The sequence below is a fragment of the Bradyrhizobium sp. USDA 10063 genome, from assembly GCF_054063735.1.
This window is the reverse complement of record NZ_JBSSGP010000002.1, coordinates 91,537-114,003: the sequence shown is the minus strand read 5'-3', so window position 1 is coordinate 114,003 and position 22,467 is coordinate 91,537. Positions and strand designations below refer to the sequence as shown.

Sequence of the window (22,467 nt, the reverse complement as noted above, 5' to 3'; positions counted from 1 at the left end):
CCTTCGTCAGGAAACAGACCACGCCGCCAGCGACAGCGGCAGGGCCATGACGATCAGGCCCGCCCAGGCCTTCAGTGCGCTGCGCACTGCAAAGACCCAGATGACGGCACCGGCGTAGATGGCGAAGCTCGCCAGCATGCCGGTGAGCACGGCCTGAGGCTTGCTCATGGGCAAAGCGAGCACGGCGACGCTGCTGAGCGCGGCCAGCGCATAGCCGCCAAGCAGGGCGGCGACGATGCGCGAAATGAGCGGGCCCGTGGAGCGAAGCCGATGCATCAGGACATTCATTTCCCCGGAGTTGCCGGCGGGCCCGCGGGAATTGGTGCAAGGCCGTTGACATTCACATAGGTCACGGTGGTGACATAGCTCACGGCATCATACCTCTCAGCGCCGTTCGTCCCCGCACGTTCGCCTACGCTGCGGTCGTTGAAGCTGACTTCAGCGACGTAGACGCCTTTCCAAGGCATATCAAACTTTACGAGGCCCTGATCGTCGGTGTGACCTTCCTTGGACCAGCCCGATTCCGTTACCAGCGTCACCTTGGTCTTGGCCTTGGGTTGGTCCTTGAAGGTGAGCTTGAATTGGCCTTCCTGACCGGTAGGCACGAGGTCCAAGACGAGCTTGGGCTGCTGCGCGGCAAAGTTGGTGATGAAGCGCGCAGCAGGATAGAACCAGTTCGTGACGTCTTTGCCTTGTTGCTTCCAGACGTAGAGCGGGTAGCTCGCGTCTTCCGCCACGATGCCGTCACCGGGCGCAACCTTGAATGGCAGCGTGAAGCCGTTTGCGGTCTTTGTGGCATCGGACTTCTGCTCACCCTTGGTGGAGATGAGCGTGCCGGCCACTTTTGCAAACTTGTCGAGCAACCCCGGTGACACTTCGCGAAGGTTCTCGCCGAATTCGCCAAAGCGAACGACGGCATTCTGCCCTTCGGGCTGCTCGATCCAGATCTGGTGGGCCTGAACGGGCGTGGTCACGCCAAGCAGGGCAACTACGGCGATGAAGAGCTTTGTCATGACAAACACCTTGGGACAGCGCCCGGAGTGAGCGGGTTGCGCACGCATTCCATTAGAAATCGAATGCCGCGGATACGATGTAGGTTCGAGGCGACCCCACCGTCACGAATGTGCCGGTCGTGAGCCAGTAGTTCTCGCCGGTCACGTTTTCGATGTTGGCGCGTATCGTGACGGGCCGGCCGTTGAGCGCCGTCGTCGTATAGCGCGCGCCGATGTCGACACGGGTCCAGTCGGGGAATCGCAGGAGATTGGCGCTGGTGAGATAGGAGCCTGACGTATAGATCACCCGTCCGTTGAGAGCGAGGCCCGTGACCCAGGGAGTGTCCCAGTCGAGACCGGCGGAGAACGTCCTGTCCGGCACGCCCGGTGCGTCGTTGCCGCGCTCCAAGGGGTTGGTCGGGTTTGTCAGCTCCGGCTGCAGGAAGGTTGCGCTGGCCATACCGCGCAGGCCGGGCAGCAACAGGCCGTAAGCGGACAGCTCCACGCCGCGATTACGCTGTTCGCCGTCATAGGCCAGTGCGTTGGATGCTGTCCGGATCTGGCTGGGTCGCGTAATCTGGAATACCGCCGCAGTCGTCATAATGGTGCCCCAGTCCACCTTGACGCCCGCTTCCTGCTGCTTCGACTTGAATGGGGCAAGCACAGTACCGGTGTTGCTGTAGCCGGGACCGACGATGGTGCCTTGACTCAGTCCTTCAGCGTAGTTCGCGTAGAGTGAAACATTATGCCAGGGCTTGACGACCACGCCGGCAAGCGGTGTCAGCGCTTCCGCCCCGTAGCTGCTTGTCCTGAGACCGGTGGTGGTGCTGAAGGCATCCTGTTCCACCCTCTGGTGACGAGCACCAACAGTCACCAAGATCGCATCATTCAGAAATGACATCGTGTCGGCGAGCGCGACGCTCCTGAGCGTTATCTCGTTAGCCAATCGCGGCGGCAGGCGCGCGCCGGTGACCACCGGAAGGGGGGACGGATTGTAGATATTCGATGGGACCGATTGCGCCGGCGTATTGGCAACATATGCATTGCCGTTCTCCTGATAATAGCCGGTAAATGCGAAATTGACCGCATGACTGACGGGGCCTACTTCGAAACGCGACCGTATGCCTGCGTTGCCGCTCGTCGTCTTGGTGTAGGAGTCATAATAGGCGTTGATGAGCCTGAAATTGCCGAGAGCGTCTATACCGCCGGGGAAACCGGTGACACGGGAATCAGGGAACGTCTGTGCGTTCTCACCCTCACGATAGCCGAGGCCCGCATAGGCCGTCAGCGATTCGGTCAGATCGTATTCGATGCCCGAGGCGATGGTATTGTCTCTCTGACGGAGCATCGTCCCTGGGTACCAGTTGCTGCGCGCGTCGGGCGGAGCAGGAATGAAGGGCACCGTGCCCTGAATGGTCATCTGCGGACGGAAATTCTTGGTGTCGTCGTTCTGCGAAATCGCATCGAGCGTCCAGCGCAGGCGCTCCCCGCGATAGTCGAGCGACAACGCACCGAGACCGGTCCGCCAGTTTCCATCGTCGATCGAGGCTTCGCCATTGCGCCCCACTCCGTTGAACCGAACGCCCCACTCCTTGTTTTCACCGAAGCGGCGGCTGGTGTCCAGATAGACACCGTAGTTGCCGGCGCTCATGAAGATCGGCGTCACGCGCGTGAAAGGCACCTCGAGCGCGCGTTTGCTGACGATGTTGATGCCGCCGCCGACGCTGCCGCCGGGGGCCATGCCGTTGATCAGCGCACCGGGCCCCTTGAGCAGCTCGATCCGCTCGATGATCTGGGCCGGCACGCGACTGGAGGACACCAGACCGTAGAGACCGTTGAAACCAACGTCACCGGCAGGCACGGGAAAGCCGCGGATCTGGAACGTGTCGTCGAACCCGTTGCTGCCCGTGGTGAGTCGGACCGAAGCGTCGTTGATCAGCGTATCCGCCGCTGTCCGCGCCTGCTGATTCTCAATCAGTTGAGAGGTAAAATTGACTGTGCTGAACGGCACATTCATGACGTTCGTGCTTCCGAGCAGGCCGAGCGTTCCACCCTGCGCCACTTGGCCGCCAGCATAGGCTGGCGCCGGAGCTCCGATCGTCCGGGTCGATCCCATCGTGGTGACCGGCGCAGGAGGCTGTTCGGTCCGCTGCCGAGGTGCGACTCGCGAAGAGCGCTGAATCGTGCCACGAGGCCGCGCGGTGGACATCACCCGCGACCTCTGTTGAGGCGCATCGACGGCAACCGGAGGCAACGCGTGCGGCGCTGCGCTCTGCGCCCTGCTCTCGGAAGCTTCCATACTTGTCAGGCACAACGAAACAACGCTCGTCGCCACGCCAGCATACACGCGGCTCTTATAGTTCTTGAAACTGCTCACAACGCCCCCAGTTCACTTAGTCGATATCCGACTAGGAAATCGGAGGTGCGAAGGCAACGAGAGCGATTTAGAATCTATTGATGCATTCGCGTAAGAGTTTCTGCGTCCAGTCTCCAACCTCTCCAGTAAGCCAATACTGACAACTCATCGTGCAGCATTGCGGCGCTTTGACGCGGTGAGGAGTGAAGGTTGTGCTAGCTCACACGTGACTCCGCTTGATATGCGCTTTGCGGCATCAGCAGCTCGCTATTTTCTTGGACTCGATTGTTGGTTGTGATGAGGAGTGGTCTGGCCGCGCGCATCAAAGCGAGCAAGGCAGATCAGTTCAATCGCAGCTCCGTGATGTGCCGCGGATCCGGGCTCAGCTCATGACGCTCCACGCGCTTGACGATATCAGTCAGTACAGCATTGGCCGTGCAGGTCACGCCAATCTTCTCGCCCTCGCGCACCACCAAACCGTTGAGGAATTCGATCTCGGTGCGGCGGCCCTTCTGCATGTCCTGGCCCATCGAGGGACGCTGCTCGGAAGAGGTGCGCTTGCCGTCCTTGAAGCGCTGCTCGTCGCAGATGTGCATCGCCGCCTCGTCGCCTTCTCCGGCACGTGCGATCGTCTCGGGCGGCAAATGCAGGATCTCCTCCAATTGATAGCCGAGCGCCTGGCCGACGCGGATCGCTTCGCTGCCGAGCCGGGTGGAGAAACGGCGGATCGGCCCGCTCTGCAGCATGTCACCGCCCGAGAGGCCCGTGCAGGCCGAGAGCCCATTGCCCATGACGTTGGCGACCAGTTTCGACCAGCGCTCGCCCCACAGATTGCCGGTTACTTTCGCGCTGTCGGAGTAGCCCACCAGACGGCAAATTTCCTCCGCCCGCGCCGTGAGACGACCGTGCACTTCACCGGCGCGAAATACCGTGTGCGCCGCCCCGCCCTTGCCGGCGCCCCGGTGGATATGGCCGGGCTCAGGCAGGTTGACGGTGATGCTGCTGGCAATGCATCCAAGCGTCTTGCCCCAGCCGACGATGCCGGCAATCGTCTCTTCGTTCATGCAGTTCTGCAGCGATACGACATAGCCGTCCGGCGCCAGATACTGCTGGATCAGCATGGTCGCCCAGGCAGTGTCGTAGGATTTCATGCAGACGAAGGCGATGTCGACCGGCTTTTCCCTGGCGAGTTGCTGCGCGTCCGTGATGTGCAGCACGCGCACGGCAACCGAGAACTCCGCGATGTCCCTCGCGTGGGTGACGCGCAGTCCGTGCTTCCTCATGTGCTCGATGTGCTCGGGCCAGGGATCGATGAACGTGACGTCCTCACCCGCCTGCACCATATGAGCACCCACATATCCGCCGACGGCACCAGCTCCGACGATAGCGATCTTCCGACCCATGCTTTCTCCCCGGCATTTTCTTGCGGCCAGGGAACAACCGGTCCGCTGGCCCGTTGCTAGGCACTTTAGAGCAATCGGCGATCAGGTTGAAACGCAGAACCGGCAAGGCTGCGCTCCCTCTCCCGCTTGCGGGAGAGGGTCGGGGTGAGGGGTGTCTCCGCATTGGGACTCCCCAAAGTGGAGAGAGCCCTCACCCGGCGCTACGCGCCGACCTCTCCCGCAGGTGGGAGAGGTGAAAGCAATCCGCAGCCGATTCAACCTGATCAGTCAGGCTTCATCGCAGGCATCGCGCCACCGAGCGCAACTGTGAGCTCAGCCGCCACGTCGCGCACGGTCTGGCCGAGCGCGGCCAGGCGGTCGTCGGTCAGGCGGCTGGTCATGCCGGATACCGAGATGGCCGCCAAGGGCTCGCTGCAATCGTTGTAGACGACGGCGGCGATGCAGCGCAGCCCCATGCAGGCTTCCTCGTCGTCGACGGCGTAGCCCTGGCGGCGGACACGTTCGAGTTCCCGGAACAGGTCGCTCGGCCGCGTGATGGTCTTCTCGGTCAGGCGCGGCATGCCGTGGTGGCGGATGATCGCGCCGACGTCCTCATCCGAATAGGTCGCCAGCACCGCCTTGCCGACGCCGGATGCCACCATCGCCACGCGGCCGCCGACCTTGGTCAGCGAACGCATGATCTCGCGGCTCTCCATGCGGGTCAGCACGACGATGAACTCGTCGTCGACCACGGCGAGGTTGGCGGTCTCGCGCGTAAGGTCGCGCAATTTCCGCAAGTACGGCACCGCCTGGGCGGTGAAGTTGCGGCGCCTGGCAAAGGTGGCGCCGACCGTGAAGCTGCGGGCGCCGACGTGCCATTTCGATTCGATACGGTCGAATTGCACGAAGCGGCGGCTCTCGAGCGTCGCCAGCAGACGGTGCACGGTCGAGGTCGACAGCCCCGTGCGGATCGCGAGATCGCTCAGGCGATAGCCTTCGTCGTCTTCGGCGAGCGTCTCGATGATCGAGAGCGCGCGGTCGACGGACTGCACGCCGCCGTCGCGCCCTTCCTGATCGTCGGTGGTGGATTTCGGCGCAAGCGCTTTGCGCCGGATCACGTCCCTCTTCATCGCGACCTGCTTCAGCCGTTACGGAAGACGCGTTCGCTATCGAATTGGCCGGTTTGTTCGGCCCCTGGACCGAGAATGCCGCTCCGGGTCGCTCCGAAGCGGCATTTTCACGTTCGTTACAGCAGGCCCGCGCCGCGCGCCCATTTGTACTTGGCGCCGAGCACCTCGACCGGCAGTTCGGTCGAATAGGCATAGGCCGGGATGCCGTTCTGGTAGAGATACTCGGCCGCCTCCTCGACCTCGACGTCGCCGGCAAGCGAGGCCACCATCGGCTTTACGAAGCCCTTGGCCTCCATCTCCTTCTTCACCTCGACCATGTTGCGCGCGAACACCATCGGCGGCGTCACGATGGTGTGCCAGTAGCCGAGGATCAGCGCGTGGATGCGCTCATCCGACAGGCCGAGCTTCACCGTGTTGACATAGGTGATCGGCGGCTCGCCGCCGGTGATGTCGACGGGATTGCCGGCGGCGCCGAATGGCGGGATGAACTTGCGGAAGGCCGCATCGAGATCCGGCGGCATCGACATCAGCGACAGGCCGTTGTCGACGACGGAGTCGGACAGCAGCACACCGGAGCCGCCGGCGCCGGTGATGATCAGCACGTTCTCGCCCTTCGGCGTCGGCAGCACCGGCACGCCGCGGGCGAATTCGAGCAGTTGCCGCAGGCTGCGGGCGCGGATCACGCCGGACTGCTTGAACACGTCCTCATAGATCTTGTCGTTGCCGGCGAGCGCGCCGGTGTGCGAGGACGCCGCCTTCGCACCCGCGGAAGTGCGGCCGGCCTTCAGCACGATCACCGGCTTCTTCTTCGAGACCCGCTTGGCGGCCTCCGCAAAGGCGCGGCCGTCCTTCAGGTCTTCGCAGTGCTGAGCGATCAAATTGGTGTTCGGGTCCTGCTCGAAGAAGGCGAGCAGATCGTCCTCGTCGATATCGGACTTGTTGCCGAGGCCGACGATCGCGGAAACGCCCATCTTCGCCGAGCGCGAGAAGCCGATGATCGCCATGCCGATGCCGCCCGATTGCGACGACAGCGCCGCGTGGCCCTTGACGTCGTAGGCCGTGCAGAACGTCGCGCAGAGATTGGCCGGCGTGTAATAGAAGCCGTAGATGTTCGGCCCCATCAGGCGGATGTCGTACTTCTTGCCGACCTCGACGATCTCGGCCTGCAATTCGGGCGCGCCGGCTTCGGCGAAGCCGGACGGGATCAGCACGGCGCCGGGGATTTTCTTCTCGCCGCATTCGGCAAGCGCAGCCGCGACGAATTTCGCAGGGATCGCGAACACCGCGACGTCGATCACCCCCGGCACATCCTTGACGCTCTTATAGGCCTTGTAGCCGAGGATCTCGGGCGCCTTCGGGTGGATCGGATAGATCTCGCCCTTGTAGCCGCCGTTGATGAGGTTCTTCATCACGGAGTTGCCGATCTTGCCGTCCTCGGCGGAGGCGCCGATCACGGCGACCGCCTTCGGCTGCATGATGCGGTTCATCGCGGCGACGATTTCCTCGGTCGGGCGCGGCGCCGGGCGCGGCTTGTAATTGAAATCGACGACGATGCGCACGTCGGCGGCGATCGCGTCCTTCTTGGTGGCGAACACGGGATTGAGGTCGAGCTCGACGATCTCAGGGAAATCGCTGACCAGCCGCGAGACCTTGACGATGACATCAGCGAGCGCCTCGCGATTGACGGGATCGCCGCCGCGCACGCCCTTCAACATCTCATGCGCCTGGATGCCGTCGAGCATCGACAGCGCATCTTCCTTGGTCGCGGGCGCCAGGCGGAAGGTGATGTCCTTCAGCACTTCCACCAGCACGCCGCCGAGGCCGAAGGCGACCAGCTTGCCGAATGAGCCGTCGGTGATCGAGCCGATGATCACCTCGGTGCCGCCGCCCAGCATCTGCTGGACCTGCACGCCCTCGATCTTGGCGTCAGCCTTGTACTTCTTGGCGTTGGCGAGGATCGTCTCAAAGGTCTTCTCGGCGTCGGCGGCGGTCTTGACGCCGACCACGACGCCGCCGGCCTCGGTCTTGTGGAGGATGTCCGGCGAGACGATCTTCATCACCACCGGAAAACCCATGCCGGACGCGATTCGCGCCGCCTCCGCCGCGGACTTGGCGACGTCCTCCTTCGGGACCGGGATCCCGTAGGCATCGCAGACCAATTTGCCCTCCGGCGCCGTCAGGCTCGTGCGCTTGTCCGCTTTGACCGCGTCGAGAACTTTGCGGACTGCATCTTTTGAATTTGACATGGGCTTCCTCCTGGGACAAATTTCATGGCATTTGGTATGCCAGAAGCCAAAAAGTCAAGCCGGTCTTCTCTGGCCGGATGCAGAAAACAAGGGCAACTTGACATTCTGGTATTTGGCATGCCAAAAACCTGACGGCATTTCTTCTGCTAAGAAGGCGTCTCCCAAACGGAGGAGACGAGTCGTGCCAACACCGAAGGAAACCAAGGCATCGCCTGTTATGGCTGAGGCAGATATTGCGATCGTCCGCATCGCACCAGAGACGAGCTTCAAGAACAAGGCTTATGAAGCCTTGAAGGAAGCTATTCTCAAGATGGACATCTATGCGACGCCCGAGCCGGTGATGCTCGACGAGCGCGCGCTGTCCGAGCGCCTCGGCGTCAGCCGCACCCCGATCCGCGAAGCGATCGCCATGCTCGAGCAGGACGGTTTCGTCAAAACCGTGCCGCGCCGCGGCATCGTCGTGGTCCGCCGCACCAAGGCGGAGATCGTCGACATGATCCGCGCCTGGGCCGCGCTCGAGAGCATGGCCGCACGGTTAATCACGACCACCGCGCGCAAGAAGGACATCACCGCGCTGCGCGACTTCTTCAAGGATTTCAACAACGATCGCCGGCCGGAAGATCATATCGAGGAATATTCCAAGGCCAACATCGCCTTCCATCAGGCGCTGATCTCGCTGTCCGAGAATCAGGTCCTGGTCGATATGACCAACGACATCCTGTTGCATGTGCGCGGCTACCGGCAGCTCACGATCGGGCGGAAGGATCGCACGGCGACATCGCTACCCGAGCATCTCGGCATCATCGAGGCGCTGGAAGCGCGCGACACTGAGCTCGCGGAAAAGCGCGCGCGCGACCACACGCTTGGCCTTGCCGCTTACGTCGAAGCGCACGGCCAGGAACTTTTCACTTAAGGCGTCACTCAGAAGACGACGAACTCGTGCGAACCAAAAAAGCCAGAGGGAGACCAGGCCAATGCTAAATACCGCCGCCAAGACCGAAGCACCGGCCACGGAACAAGAGCTGACGGACGGCTTTCACCTCGTCATCGACGCGCTCAAGCTGAACGGCATCGACACCATCTATGGCGTGCCGGGCATTCCGATCACGGATCTCGGCCGCATGGCGCAGGCGGCGGGCATTCGCGTCTTGTCGTTCCGCCATGAGCAGAACGCAGGCTACGCGGCGGCGATCGCGGGCTTCCTGACCAAGAAGCCCGGCGTCTGTCTTACGGTGTCGGCGCCCGGTTTCCTCAACGGCCTCACCGCGCTCGCGCACGCCACCACCAACTGCTTCCCGATGATTCTCGTCTCTGGTTCCTCGGAACGCGAGATCGTCGACCTGCAGCAGGGCGACTATGAGGAGATGGATCAGCTCGCGATTGCGAAACCGCTCTGCAAGGCGGCATTCCGCGTGCTGCACGCCCAGGATATCGGCATCGGCTTCGCGCGCGCGATCCGCGCCGCCGTGTCCGGCCGTCCGGGCGGCGTCTATCTCGACCTGCCGGCAAAACTGTTCTCGCAGGTGATGAACGCCGAAGCCGGCCAGAGGTCGCTGGTGAAGGTGATCGACGCGGCGCCGGCGCAGATCCCTGCCCCGCCGGCGATCAAACGCGCGCTCGACGTGCTCAAGGGCGCGAAGCGTCCGCTGATCATCCTCGGCAAGGGCGCGGCCTACGCGCAGGCCGATGAGGCGATCCGCAGCTTCGTCGAAAAGAGCGGCGTGCCGTTCCTGCAGATGAGCATGGCCAAAGGCCTCCTGCCCGACACGCATCCGCAATCCGCCGGAGCCGCGCGCTCGACCGTGCTGAAGGACGCCGACGTGGTGATGCTGATCGGCGCCCGTCTCAACTGGCTGCTCTCGCATGGCAAGGGCAAGACTTGGGGCGAAGCGCCGAAGAAATTCATCCAGGTCGATATCGAGCCGAAGGAGATGGATTCCAACGTCGAGATCGCGGCCCCCGTGGTCGGCGATGTCGGCTCCTGCGTCACTGCTCTGCTCGAGGGCATGGGCGGCAACTGGCCGGCGGCGCCCTCCGACTGGACCGGCAAGGTCAACGCCAAGCGCGACGAGAACGTCGCCAAGATGGCGCCGAAGCTGATGAGCAATGCCTCGCCGATGGATTATCACGGCGCGCTCGGCGTGCTCCGCACCGTCATCAAGGAGCGCCCCGACGCCATCCTCGTCAACGAAGGCGCCAACACGCTCGACCTCGCCCGCGGCGTCATCGACATGTACCAGCCGCGCAAGCGGCTCGATGTCGGCACCTGGGGCGTGATGGGCATCGGCATGGGCTACGCCATCGCCGCCGCGGTCGAGACCGGCAAGCCGGTGCTCGCGGTCGAAGGCGACAGCGCCTTCGGTTTCTCGGGCATGGAGATCGAGACCATCTGCCGCTACAACCTGCCGGTCTGCGTCGTCGTTTTCAACAATGACGGCATCTATCGCGGCACCGATCTGAATTCCGCCGGCGCCGATCCCGCAACCACGGTGTTCGTGAAGGGCGCACGCTACGACAAGATGATCGAGGCGTTCGGCGGCGTCGGCGTCAACGCGACCTCGCCGGATGAACTGAAGCGCGCCGTCAATGCGGCGATGGACTCCGGCAAGCCGACCCTGATCAACGCGGTGATCGATCCGGCGGCGGGCTCGGAGAGCGGCCGCATCGGCAATCTCAATCCGCAGAGCGTTCTGAAGAAGAAGTGACGGATCAACCGGACGGCGTCATTCCCCGCGAATGCGGGGAATCCAGTAGCCGCCGAGCTATCGTGAGGCGAACGCTGAGCCCGACTGAATCGACGGTGATTACTGGATGCCCGCCTTCGCGGGCATGACAGCAACAGGTAGTAACAAGGAGAGGACAGATGACTAAGGCGCTTACGGGCGTTCGTATTCTCGATTTCACCCATGTCCAGTCGGGGCCGACCTGCACCCAGCTCCTGGCCTGGTTCGGCGCCGACGTGATCAAGGTCGAGCGTCCCGGCGTCGGCGACATCACGCGTGGCCAGTTGCAGGACATCCCGAACGTGGACAGCCTGTATTTCACCATGCTCAACCACAACAAGCGCTCGATCACGCTCGACACCAAGAACCCGAAGGGCAAGGAAGTCCTGACCGCGCTGATCAAGAAATGCGACGTGCTGGTGGAGAATTTCGGCCCCGGCGTGCTCGACCGCATGGGTTTCCCCTGGGAGAAGATCAACAGCATCAACCCGAAGATGATCGTGGCCTCGATCAAGGGTTTTGGTCCCGGCCCGTACGAAGACTGCAAGGTCTATGAGAACGTCGCGCAGTGCACCGGCGGCGCGGCCTCGACCACCGGCTTCCGCGACGGCCTGCCGCTCGTCACCGGCGCGCAGATCGGCGACAGCGGCACCGGCCTGCATCTCGCGCTCGGCATTGTCGCCGCGCTTTACCAGCGCACGATGACTGGCCGCGGCCAAAAGGTCACCGCCGCAATGCAGGACGGCGTGCTCAACCTCGCGCGCGTCAAGCTGCGCGACCAGCAGCGCCTCGCCCACGGCCCGCTCAAAGAATACAGCCAGTATGGTGAAGGCATTCCATTCGGCGACGCGGTACCGCGCGCCGGCAATGATTCCGGCGGCGGCCAGCCCGGCCGCATCCTCAAATGCAAGGGCTGGGAGACCGATCCCAACGCCTACATCTACTTCATTACCCAGGCGCCGGTGTGGGAAAAGATCTGCGACGTGATCGGCGAACCCGGCTGGAAGACCCACCCCGATTACGCCAAACCGCCTGCCCGGCTGTCGCGGCTGAATGAAATCTTCGCACGCATCGAGCAGTGGACGATGACGAAGACCAAGTTCGAGGCGATGGAAATCCTCAACAAGGACGACATCCCTTGCGGACCCATCCTGTCGATGAAGGAGATCGCGGAAGACCAGTCGCTGCGCGCGACCGGCACCGTGGTTGAGGTCGATCACCCCACCCGCGGCAAATATCTGTCGGTCGGCAACCCGATCAAGCTGTCGGACAGCCCGAGCGAGGTACTTCGCTCCCCGCTGCTCGGCGAACACACCGACGAAGTGCTGCGCCAGGTGCTCGGCTTCAGCGATCACCAGGTCGCCGAAATCCACGATTCCGGCGCGCTCGACCCGCCGCAGAAGCAGGCGGCCGAGTAAGGGAGCTATCGGCTTTAAAAGGAACGGCCGCCGGGGACCCCCGGGCGGCCGTTTTGCTATTTGGAATGCCAAATAAGCGATCTATGCTGCACTGCAAAACACGGATGCTGCTATGCAAACAAATGCATTGCTCCTGGCATCTGGTATACATAAATAGTCCCCAGATCACGAAGCGGAATTCCGCTGCAACTTCAAAGAGGGGACATGATGTCCAAGACTGCTTCCATCGCCATTTCGGCCCCGACCTCGCTGTGGGGGCGTTTGCTGGCCACGATCGACCGGCTGCTGATGAAGAGCGCCGAGATTTCCCTCCGCAACGGCGATCTGCCGCGCTTCGGCCTCTAAGGCCCTGTGGCAACAGGGATTCTGGCGCGAATGCCGCCGAGACGGCGCCGACGAAATCGATATGTTGAAAGAATGGCCCCTGCTCCGGGGCCATTCTTTTTTTAATGACCGGTAACGGCGCAACTGCGACAAAGTGGCTCGGAAAGTGGTCCACAGCGCCGATTGTTTGCAAGCTGGTATGTCGCATACCTTAGGGTAGTACGCTCGCCGACAGCCACCGCTTCAAGAGCGGTGCACCGTGGGGGCGGTCAGTCCGGCGCGAGAGGCCCGGGGGGCGGTTTCATCCTTCCCGCGGCCCCTCTCGAGAGTCGAGCATTGTTCGAAAGAAGCGGATGCCGCAACTGAACAACCCTCATACAGTTCCAATCGGCAGCACGATAGCAACGGGTGATCGATCACCGGAAAGGTGCCGCATGACCCGAAGCACGTGATCGGGACGGGTCGATCGCAAGCCGGCAAAGAACGGCGCGTTCAAAGTTCGACAGGGAGGACACGAGATGAAGCATTCCATTCTGCATGTTGCATTGGCGGCCGTCGCAGCGTTGTGCGCGAGCGGTACTGAAGCCTCCGCCGCCTGGGAGCCGGTTCGTCCGGTCGAGTTCATCGTACCCGCCGGCACAGGCGGCGGTGCGGATCAGATGGCACGCACGATCCAGGGCATCGTCACCAAGCACAATCTGATGAAACAGCCGATGGTCGTCATCAACAAGGCTGGTGGCGCCGGAGGCGAAGGCTTTCTCGATGTGAAGGCATCGTCGAACAATCCCCACAAGATCGTCATTACACTGTCGAACCTTTTCACGACGCCATTGGCAACGGGGATTCCCTTCAACTGGAAGGATCTGACCCCCGTCGCAATGCTGGCGCTCGATGAATTCGTGCTCTGGGTGAATGCCGAGAAACCGTACAACAAGGTCAGCGACTACGTCGACGCCGTAAAAAAAGCGCCGGCCGGCACGTTCAAAATGGGAGGCACCGGCTCGAAGCAGGAGGACCAGATCATCACGGTCGCCGTTGAGAAGGCGATCGATACCAAGTTCACCTACATCCCCTACAAGGGCGGCGGCGAAGTCGCCGTTCAACTGGTCGGCAACCACGTCGATTCGACCGTCAACAATCCGATCGAAGCCGTAGCGCAATGGCGCGGCGGCAAGCTCCGTCCGCTCTGCGTCTTCGACGCCCAGCCCATGGCCTATGACGAGCCGATCGCCGACGGCAAGAGCTGGAAGGATATTCCAACCTGCAAATCGCAGGGGCTCGATATGGAGTATCTGATGCTGCGCGGCATCTTCATGTCGCCGAAAGCCACCAAGGATCAGGTCGAATATTACGTCGAACTGTTCAAGAAGGTGCGCGCCACCCCTGAGTGGCAGGATTTCATGAAGAGCGGCGCATTCAACACCACCTTCCTGACCGGGGCCGACTACGCCAAGTGGGTCGAGGCGGAGCAAAAGCGCCACGAGGTATTGATGAAAGAGGCTGGCTTCCTCGCCCCGGGAAATTGATCCGGCGCGATCAACCAACCACGGACGAGCGTTCGCCCCGAGTCCCGAGATTACGATTCAGCCTGGAGGCCTTATGACTGCGCGTAGATCAGACGCTGCCGGCCCGGCACACAAGGCAGTGGAAACCGGTGTCGCGCTGCTGATTGCAGCCTTCGGCATTATCGTGATCATCGGCAGTTTGAAAGCCGGAATCAATTGGGGCGCAGAAGGCCCGCGTGCGGGTTTCTTTCCCTTCTACATTGGAATCTCCATCGTCGCCGCGAGCGCCATTAATCTCTGGAGCGCGCTGCACGACAATGACGACCGATTGTTCGCGGAGTGGGGACAACTTCGCCAGGTGATGAGCGTCGTTGTCCCCACCGCGATTTATGTCGGTTCGATGCCCTTTGTCGGGCTCTACGTCGCCTCGATCATTTTCATCGGCTGGTTCATGCGGTGGCTGGGCGGATACCGATGGCTCCCGACCGTCGCCGTTGCGTTCGGCATGCCCATCGTCACCTATCTTGTCTTCGAACGCTGGTTCCTGGTCCCCCTTCCCAAAGGGCCCATCGAGGATTGGCTCGGCCTATAGAAACCGTACGGCGGTCGGTTCGCTGTTGCAGGACGTATCGAAATGGAAGAACTAGCCAATCTTTTTCACGGCTTTGCGGTAGCCCTGCAGCCCTACAACATGATGCTGATGGTCGTGGGCATCATGCTCGGGGTGATCATTGGCGTGCTTCCAGGGCTCGGCGGCGCAAACGGCGTTGCGATCCTCTTGCCGCTGACCTTCAGCATGCCGCCGACTTCGGCGATCATCATGCTGTCCTGCATCTACTGGGGCGCATTGTTCGGCGGAGCGATCACCTCGATCCTGTTCAACATACCGGGTGAACCCTGGTCGGTGGCGACGACGTTCGATGGCTATCCGATGGCGCAGCAGGGCAAGCCTGGCGAAGCGCTGACGGCAGCCTTCACCTCCTCGTTCGTGGGCGCGCTGTTCGCCGTCGCCATGATCACGCTGGTTGCGCCGCTGGTCGCAAGCTTCGCGCTGCGATTTGGTCCTGCGGAAAAATTCGCCGTGTACTTTCTCGCGTTTTGCAGTTTCGTCGGCCTGAGCAAGGAGCCGCCCTTCAAGACGGTCGCCGCGATGATGATCGGTTTTGCGCTTGCAGCCGTCGGACTCGATTCAATCACGGGGCAGTTGCGATTGACGTTCGGGATCACCGAATTGCTCAACGGTTTCGACTTTCTCATCGCCGTGATCGGTCTTTTCGGCATCGGCGAGATTCTTCTGACCATGGAGGAAGGATTGAGCTTCCGCGGCGGCAACGCGAAAATCAACCTGCGCGTGGTGCTGCAAACCTGGAAAGAACTGCCCGCGTACTGGGTCACCTCATTGCGCTCTTGTCTGATCGGATGCTGGATGGGAGTCACGCCGGCCGGAGCAACGCCGGCATCCTTCATGAGTTACGGCATAGCCAAGCGGCTCGCGAGGAATGGCAAGAATTTCGGCAAGGGAGAAATCGAAGGCGTGATCGCACCGGAGACGGCAGCTCATGCCGCCGGCACCTCGGCATTGCTGCCAATGTTGTCGCTCGGAGTGCCCGGCTCGCCGACGGCCGCCGTTCTTCTCGGCGGCCTGTTGATCTGGGGCCTGCAGCCCGGACCGATGCTGTTCGTCGAGCAAAAGGAATTCGTCTGGGGTCTGATCGCCTCGATGTATCTCGGCAATCTCGCAGGCCTCCTTGTCGTGCTCACCTGCGTGCCCATCTTCGCCGCGATACTCCGCGTGCCGTTCAGCATCATCGCACCCCTTATCCTGGTGCTCTGCGCGATCGGCGCCTACTCGGTTCACAACAGTACGTTCGACGTGATGCTGATGCTGGTCTTCGGCGTGCTCGGCTATCTGCTCAAGAAGTGCAATTATCCTCTCGCCCCTCTGGTGCTGGCCATTGTGCTCGGCGACAAGGCGGAGGAGGCATTCCGGCAATCGCTGCTCGGGTCACAAGGCTCGCTCGCGGTGTTCTTCTCGAATGGGTTGGTCAGCACGATCATGATCCTGGGGCTTGTCGCCCTGTTCTGGTCCGCGATTCAGGAAGGCTACAGCCGGCTGCGAACAGCGGTCGCCTGACGCGCAGCTTCGCCGGCCGAGATGTCCCTTCGATGCAGTGGCTCGCAGCGGGAGCTCCGGGGCGCCTGTCGAGTCTGGGATATAAAATACCAGAACTCAAAACGGTTGGCTGATGGCTGCGATCGCGCCTTTGCTTCTCCAGCCCCCTGCTCGCAGCCTCCTGGAGCGAGTGCCCCGATGCGGAGCGCGCCGAACTCGCTTTTCAAAAGGCAACCTCAGATCGCTGGTACTGATTCTTGCATGAATCCAGTCATTTGGCGCCGGTCGAAATTGCGCTGTGGACCACGCGTTATGTTTGACCGGATTCCTTTGAGTTGAACTAAGCTCCTCATGCTGCGTACCGGATGCTCTCCTGCGACATTTGCGCGCGGGGCGCAGCGGCGCTTGAATGTTGGCATATTAGATACCAAGATGCCCGCGCGCGCGTTCGGGACATAAGATAACAGAGGCGCGCCTTGGGAGGACCTATGACAGAGATGGTGCAGGCTACGGCCCCGGCAGCCGCCCGTGTCAGCGATACCTTTCGCTGGACACAACTTGCGATCGGCGTCGCGGCGATGGTGATGATCGCCAACTACCAATACGGCTGGACGTTCTTCGTCCCCGACATCCAGAAAAAATTCGGTTGGGATCGCGCCTCGATCCAGTGGGCATTCACCCTGTTCGTCTTGTTCGAGACGTGGCTGGTGCCGGTCGAAGGCTGGTTCGTCGACAAATACGGCCCGCGCGTCGTGGTGCTCATCGGCGGCATCCTCTGCGCCATCGGCTGGGCCATCAATGCCCAGGCGACCTCGCTCAACGGTTACTATCTCGGCATGATCATCGCGGGCATCGGCGCCGGCGGCGTGTACGGCACCTGCGTCGGCAACGCGCTCAAATGGTTTCCCGACAAGCGCGGTCTCGCGGCCGGCATCACTGCGGCCGGCTTCGGCGCAGGCTCGGCGCTGACGGTCGCGCCGATCCAGGCGATGATCAAGGACTCCGGCTTCCAGACCACCTTCCTTTATTTCGGTCTCGGCCAGGGCATCATCATCGTGCTGCTCTCCTTCTTTCTGTTCGCGCCGAAGGTCGGACAGGTTCCGATGGTCACGCAGAACGCCAATCTGGTTCAGAGCCGGCGCAACTATCAGCCGACGGAAGTGCTGCGGCAGCCGATTTTCTGGCTGATGTACTTCATGTTCGTGATCGTCGGCGCCGGCGGCCTGATGGTGACAGCAAACCTGAAGCCGATCGCGGTGGACTGGAAGATCGACAGTGTCCCGGTGACCCTGATCGGCGTGACGATGACCGCCGTGACCTTCGCCGCGACCATCGATCGTGTCCTCAACGGCCTGACGCGTCCGTTCTTCGGCTGGATCTCCGACATGATCGGCCGTGAGAACACGATGTTCATCGCCTTCGGAATGGAGGGCGTCGGCATCTGGGCGCTCTACATGTTCGGCCACGATCCGATCTGGTTCGTGATCCTGTCGGGCTTCGTGTTCTTCGCATGGGGTGAGATCTACTCGCTGTTCCCCTCCACCTGCACCGACACCTTCGGCACGAAATTCGCGACCACCAATGCCGGTCTGCTCTACACAGCCAAGGGCACGGCCGCGCTGCTGGTGCCGCTTGCGAACTACGTGCAGCAGACCGCAGGCAATTGGGACAGTGTCTTCCTCATCGCCGCGGGCGCCAACATCCTGGCATCGCTGCTCGCCATCATCGTGTTGAAGCCGTGGCGCAAGGTCGTGGTGGAGAAATCGAGCGCGACGTAGCTTCGCGCGACGCAGTTGATATCAAGCGCCCGGCCCGCGGCCGGGCGCTTTTTGTTGTGCTTCCGATTTTCCGAAATAGCCGTGACCGCCGGGCTGCCGCATGGCCGTGTACTGCAGCGCAGCACAAGATCGGCCTTGCATTGTGGGATATAGTATACCAACATCCGCCCGATGCTTGCGACGATAAGTCACAAACTCGCGACAGAAGGTCGCAATCGCAGGCACGCGCTCGGGAGGACTTTGATGGTTTTGAGCAACGCTGCCACCGCACCCTCAGCACCTTCGTCCAGCGGCTTCCGCTGGCTTCAGCTCGTCATCGGCATCGTCTGCATGGCGATGATCGCCAACCTGCAATATGGCTGGACGCTGTTCGTCGATCCCATCGACGCGAAGCACCATTGGGGCCGCGCGGGCATCCAGCTCGCCTTCACGATCTTCGTAGTGACCGAGACCTGGCTCGTCCCCGTCGAAGCCTGGTTCGTCGACAAATACGGCCCGAGCCTCGTGATCATGTTCGGCGGTGTGATGATCGCGCTGTCGTGGGTTCTCAATTCCTACGCGGATTCGCTGGTGGTGCTCTATACCGCTGCCGTGATCGGCGGCATGGGCGCCGGCGCGGTCTACGGCACCTGCGTCGGCAATGCGCTGAAATGGTTTCCGGACCGCCGGGGACTTGCTGCCGGCGCGACCGCCGCCGGCTTCGGCGCCGGCGCCGCGATCACCGTGGTGCCGATCGCGAGCATGATCGCCGCAAGCGGCTACCAGACAGCCTTCTTCGATTTTGGCATCGGGCAAGGCCTGATCGTGTTCGCGCTCGCCTTCTTCATTCGCCCGCCGTCCGCTGCGGTCCCCGCGAAGAAGAAGCAGCTCAACCTGCCGCAGACCAAGATTGATTTCACCCCGCCGCAGGTGCTGCGCAGCCCGATCTTCTGGGTGATGTATCTGGTGTTCGTGATGGTCGCCGCCGGCGGCCTGATGACCGCCGCGCAGATCGCGCCGATCGCCGATGACTTCCAGATCGCCAAGACACCGGTCTCGCTCGCCGGCATCCAGATGGCGGCGCTGACCTTTGCGATCTCGCTCGATCGCATCTTCGACGGATTCGGTCGGCCGATGTTCGGCTGGATTTCCGACAATATCGGCCGCGAGTACACGATGTTCATCGCTTTCGGCACGGCGGCGCTGATGCTGCTGACGCTCTCGACCTATGGCGCCCATCCGATCGTGTTCGTGCTCGCGACCGCGGTCTATTTCGGCGTGTTCGGCGAGATCTACAGTCTGTTTCCGGCCACCAGCGGCGACACCTTCGGTGTGAAATACGCCGCCACCAACAACGGCATGCTGTACACGGCAAAAGGCACCGCCTCGCTGCTGGTGCCGCTTGCCAGCATCGTCGCCAAGAATTTCGGCTGGCACGCGGTGTTCGTGATCGGAGTAGCCCTCAACGCGACGGCGGCGCTGATGGCGCTGTTCGTGATCAAGCCGATGCGACGCGCCTTCATCCTGGGCAACGAGACAGCGGCCGCACAGGCAACCGCGCGCAGCGTCACCACAGCGTGATCGCAGCCATTGTGACGAGCGAAGGCGCACTCCGGTGCGCCTTTTCTTTTTGCGCGGAATGAAAGGAATACAAAATACAACGACATAGATGAATGAGCTGCCGCCGCTGGTCACACCAAAAGCGTCAGCGTTACTTACTGTTTTTATTACATTTTTTGTTTAGCGCCAAGCCTCTGCCGCGTTGACAATTGGCATTTTGTATACCAGACTTGAGGCCATTAACGAACCCAAGGAGGTTGCCATGCAAGTCGGGGATATTCTGCGCAAGAAAGCCGCCCGTGTCGCAACGGTTCGCATGAACGAGACGGTGGCGATCGCCGCGCAATTGATGCGTTCGGGCAATATCAGCGCGCTGGTGGTCAAGGATGTCGTCCGCACCGAAGGCAACACGGCGGTGGGCATGTTCACCGAGCACGACGTGGTGCGCGCCATCGCAGAGCATGGCGCAGCGGGCGCCAACATGCGCGTGTCGCACTTCATCTCGGTGCAGCAGCTCGTGTCCTGCACCTCGCGCGATTCGCTCGAGCATATCCGTCATCTCATGAACAGGCACAACATCCGCCACGTCCCGGTCATCGACGATTACAGCCTGATCGGCGTCATCAGCATCCGCGACATCGCGGCCGCATTCGACGAGCAGGCGATGGCCGCGCGGGAAGCCGTTCCGGCCTGAAAGCACCTCACCGTCAGCGCGCCGGTCTGAGACATACTCGGCACCGGCGCATGACCAGCGCTGCAACATTAACCCCATCTCTTTTCGAAACATCCCATGAAGATTTGCATTTACGGCGCCGGCGCGATCGGCGGCTATCTCGGCGTGCAGCTTGCGCACGCGGGCGCGGACGTCAGCCTGGTGGCGCGCGGCGCGCATCTTGCGGCCATGAAAGCCAACGGGCTGAAGCTCCTGATCGGCGATGAGGAGCGCATCGTGCATCCCCGTTGCACCGACGATCCGGCCGAACTCGGGGCGCAGGATTTCGTCATCATCTGCCTGAAGGCGCATTCGATCACCGGCGTGCTCGACCGGATGCAGCCGCTGCTCGGGCCGCACACGCGTGTCGTCACCGCGGTCAACGGCATCCCCTATTGGTATTTCCATAAGCACGGCGGCGCCCAGCAGGGCTCGACGCTGGAGAGCATCGATCCCGGCGGCCGGCAGTGGCGCGAGCTCGGGCCTGAGCGCGCGATCGGCTGCATCGTCTATCCCGCCACCGAGATCGAGGCGCCCGGCGTCATCCGCCACGTCTATGGCGACCGCTTTCCGCTCGGCGAACCCTCCGGCGAAATCACCGCAGACGTGCAGCGCCTCTCCGACGTGTTCGCCAGCGCCGGCATGCAGGCCCCGATCCTCGAGCGCATCCGCGACGAGATCTGGCTGAAGCTGTGGGGCAATGTCTGTCTCAACCCGATCAGCGCGCTGACGCATGCGACGCTGGATGTGATCTGCTCAGATCCCGCCACACGCGCGCTGTCGAAGGCGATCATGCTGGAGGCGCAGACGATCGCCGAAACCTTCGGCGTCAAGTTTCGCGTCGACGTCGAACGCCGCATCGAAGGCGCGCGCAAGGTCGGCGCACACAAGACCTCGATGCTGCAGGACCTCGAGCGCAGCCGGCCGATGGAGATCGATCCCCTGGTCACCGTGGTGCAGGAGATGGGCCGCTTGACCGGTATCCCGACCCCTGCCCTCGACACCGTGCTGGCGCTGGTCGCCCAACGCGCCAAGATCGCCGGCCTCTATGACGGAATAATCCGTCCTGCGGAAACAAGAGCCGCCGCCCCCGCTTTTGCATAAGCGGTTTGCCCTGAGCCCTGCCGCGCGCCCCGTGGACTTTTGCAGGGGGCGACGGCATCCTGCTGCCCGAATTCTCGATAACGACGCGCGCACCAATTGCGCCGGGGAAACAGAGGGCAGCAATGATCAAGACACGCTTCACCGAGCTTTTCGGCGTCGAGCACCCGATCGTGCAGGGCGGCATGCAATGGGTCGGACGCGCGGAACTCGTCGCGGCCGTCGCCAATGCCGGCGCGCTCGGCATGATCACGGCGCTGACCCAGCCGACGCCGGACGATCTCCGCAAGGAGATCGCGCGCTGCCGCGAGCTGACCGACAAGCCGTTTGGCGTGAACCTGACCATCCTGCCGGCGATCAAGCCGCCGCCTTACGCGGAATACCGCCAGGTCATCATCGAGAGCGGCATCAGGATCGTCGAGACCGCGGGCAACAAGCCCCAGGAGCATGTCGACGAGTTCAAGAAGCACGGCATCAAGGTCGTGCATAAATGCACCAGCGTCCGCCACGCGCTGTCGGCGGAGCGCATGGGCGTGGACGCGATCTCGATCGACGGCTTCGAATGCGCCGGCCATCCGGGCGAGGATGATACTCCCGGCCTGATTCTGATCCCCTGCGCCGCCGACAAGGTGAAGATCCCGATGATCGCCTCCGGCGGCTTCGGCGACGGCCGCGGCCTCGCCGCTGCGCTCGCGCTCGGCGCCGACGGCATCAACATGGGCACGCGCTTCATGTGCACGAAAGAGAGCCCGATCCATCAGCTCGTCAAGGAACGCATCGTCGCCAATGACGAACGCGAGACCGAGCTGATCTTCCGCACCATGCGCAACACGTCCCGCGTCGCCAGGAACGCGATCTCGACCAAGGTGGTTGCGATGGAGAAGGAAGGCGCGAAATTCGATGATGTCCGCGAGCTCGTCGCCGGCGCACGCGGCAAGATGGTCTATGCATCAGGCGATGCCGATGAAGGCATCTGGTCGGCCGGCCAGGTGCAGGGCCTGATCCACGACATCCCGAGCTGCGCCGAACTGGTATCGCGCATCGTCCGCGATGCAGAGGCGATCATCCGCGGCCGCCTCGAGGGCATGATTTCGGGGGCGCAGCGCCAGGCCGCCGAATAAAGCGCGCTTTAGCGCCAACCAAAGAGA

Annotated in this window: 18 protein-coding genes; 12 read left to right on the top strand and 6 right to left on the bottom strand. The window is 62.4% G+C overall.

What is annotated here, in order from left to right:
* Positions 1 to 6: 6 nt before the first annotated feature.
* From ACVJGD_RS02490 to ACVJGD_RS02465, 6 genes are all read right to left on the bottom strand, one after another.
* A complete protein-coding gene (locus ACVJGD_RS02490; RefSeq protein WP_456632870.1) occupies positions 7 to 288 on the bottom strand; it encodes a DUF3649 domain-containing protein in 282 nt (93 codons plus the stop codon).
* Positions 285 to 1,061 carry a cobalt ABC transporter substrate-binding protein gene (locus ACVJGD_RS02485; protein WP_456632869.1) on the bottom strand — a complete coding sequence of 259 codons (777 nt, stop codon included), beginning with the start codon at positions 1,059 to 1,061 and terminating at the stop codon, positions 285 to 287. The genes ACVJGD_RS02490 and ACVJGD_RS02485 overlap by 4 nt, the downstream gene beginning before the upstream one ends.
* Before the next feature lie 4 nt (positions 1,062 to 1,065).
* Positions 1,066 to 3,369, bottom strand: a complete 2,304-nt coding sequence (locus tag ACVJGD_RS02480) for a TonB-dependent receptor (protein WP_456632868.1) — start codon at positions 3,367 to 3,369, stop codon at positions 1,066 to 1,068.
* Positions 3,370 to 3,689: 320 nt separating this feature from the next.
* Positions 3,690 to 4,751, bottom strand: a complete 1,062-nt coding sequence (locus ACVJGD_RS02475; RefSeq protein WP_456632867.1) for a ketopantoate reductase family protein — start codon at positions 4,749 to 4,751, stop codon at positions 3,690 to 3,692.
* A 263-nt stretch (positions 4,752 to 5,014) separates the two neighbouring features.
* The gene (locus ACVJGD_RS02470; protein ID WP_456632866.1) at positions 5,015 to 5,860 is read right to left on the bottom strand and encodes an IclR family transcriptional regulator; all 846 of its coding nucleotides are present in this window, start codon (positions 5,858 to 5,860) and stop codon (positions 5,015 to 5,017) included.
* Positions 5,861 to 5,976: 116 nt separating this feature from the next.
* A complete protein-coding gene (locus tag ACVJGD_RS02465) occupies positions 5,977 to 8,106 on the bottom strand; it encodes an acetate--CoA ligase family protein (RefSeq protein WP_456632865.1) in 2,130 nt (709 codons plus the stop codon).
* A 217-nt stretch (positions 8,107 to 8,323) separates the two neighbouring features.
* Between ACVJGD_RS02465 and ACVJGD_RS02460 the strand changes: the two genes are divergently transcribed.
* From ACVJGD_RS02460 to ACVJGD_RS02405, 12 genes are all read left to right on the top strand, one after another.
* Positions 8,324 to 9,019 (top strand): GntR family transcriptional regulator, encoded by a 696-nt coding sequence (locus ACVJGD_RS02460; protein ID WP_456640142.1) that lies wholly within the window; start codon positions 8,324 to 8,326, stop codon positions 9,017 to 9,019.
* 61 nt (positions 9,020 to 9,080) lie between these two features.
* A complete protein-coding gene (oxc, locus tag ACVJGD_RS02455; RefSeq protein ID WP_456632864.1) occupies positions 9,081 to 10,811 on the top strand; it encodes an oxalyl-CoA decarboxylase in 1,731 nt (576 codons plus the stop codon).
* 158 nt (positions 10,812 to 10,969) lie between these two features.
* The gene (frc, locus tag ACVJGD_RS02450; protein WP_456632863.1) at positions 10,970 to 12,247 is read left to right on the top strand and encodes a formyl-CoA transferase; all 1,278 of its coding nucleotides are present in this window, start codon (positions 10,970 to 10,972) and stop codon (positions 12,245 to 12,247) included.
* 204 nt (positions 12,248 to 12,451) lie between these two features.
* Positions 12,452 to 12,592, top strand: a complete 141-nt coding sequence (locus ACVJGD_RS02445; RefSeq protein ID WP_456640588.1) for a hypothetical protein — start codon at positions 12,452 to 12,454, stop codon at positions 12,590 to 12,592.
* 497 nt (positions 12,593 to 13,089) lie between these two features.
* Complete coding sequence (locus tag ACVJGD_RS02440; RefSeq protein ID WP_456632862.1) at positions 13,090 to 14,097, top strand: Bug family tripartite tricarboxylate transporter substrate binding protein; 1,008 nt, start codon at positions 13,090 to 13,092, stop codon at positions 14,095 to 14,097.
* Positions 14,098 to 14,170: 73 nt separating this feature from the next.
* Positions 14,171 to 14,668 (top strand): tripartite tricarboxylate transporter TctB family protein, encoded by a 498-nt coding sequence (locus ACVJGD_RS02435; RefSeq protein ID WP_456632861.1) that lies wholly within the window; start codon positions 14,171 to 14,173, stop codon positions 14,666 to 14,668.
* Positions 14,669 to 14,710: 42 nt separating this feature from the next.
* On the top strand, positions 14,711 to 16,210 hold the full coding sequence (locus tag ACVJGD_RS02430) for a tripartite tricarboxylate transporter permease (protein ID WP_456632860.1): 1,500 nt from the start codon (positions 14,711 to 14,713) through the stop codon (positions 16,208 to 16,210).
* A 467-nt stretch (positions 16,211 to 16,677) separates the two neighbouring features.
* On the top strand, positions 16,678 to 17,967 hold the full coding sequence (gene oxlT / locus ACVJGD_RS02425; protein WP_456632859.1) for an oxalate/formate MFS antiporter: 1,290 nt from the start codon (positions 16,678 to 16,680) through the stop codon (positions 17,965 to 17,967).
* A 243-nt stretch (positions 17,968 to 18,210) separates the two neighbouring features.
* Positions 18,211 to 19,527 carry an oxalate/formate MFS antiporter gene (oxlT, locus tag ACVJGD_RS02420; RefSeq protein WP_456632858.1) on the top strand — a complete coding sequence of 439 codons (1,317 nt, stop codon included), beginning with the start codon at positions 18,211 to 18,213 and terminating at the stop codon, positions 19,525 to 19,527.
* A 241-nt stretch (positions 19,528 to 19,768) separates the two neighbouring features.
* Complete coding sequence (locus ACVJGD_RS02415; protein WP_456632857.1) at positions 19,769 to 20,200, top strand: CBS domain-containing protein; 432 nt, start codon at positions 19,769 to 19,771, stop codon at positions 20,198 to 20,200.
* A gap of 96 nt (positions 20,201 to 20,296) precedes the next feature.
* The gene (locus ACVJGD_RS02410; protein ID WP_456632856.1) at positions 20,297 to 21,322 is read left to right on the top strand and encodes a 2-dehydropantoate 2-reductase; all 1,026 of its coding nucleotides are present in this window, start codon (positions 20,297 to 20,299) and stop codon (positions 21,320 to 21,322) included.
* A 122-nt stretch (positions 21,323 to 21,444) separates the two neighbouring features.
* Positions 21,445 to 22,440 carry an NAD(P)H-dependent flavin oxidoreductase gene (locus tag ACVJGD_RS02405; RefSeq protein ID WP_456632855.1) on the top strand — a complete coding sequence of 332 codons (996 nt, stop codon included), beginning with the start codon at positions 21,445 to 21,447 and terminating at the stop codon, positions 22,438 to 22,440.
* The last annotated feature ends 27 nt before the right edge of the window (positions 22,441 to 22,467 follow it).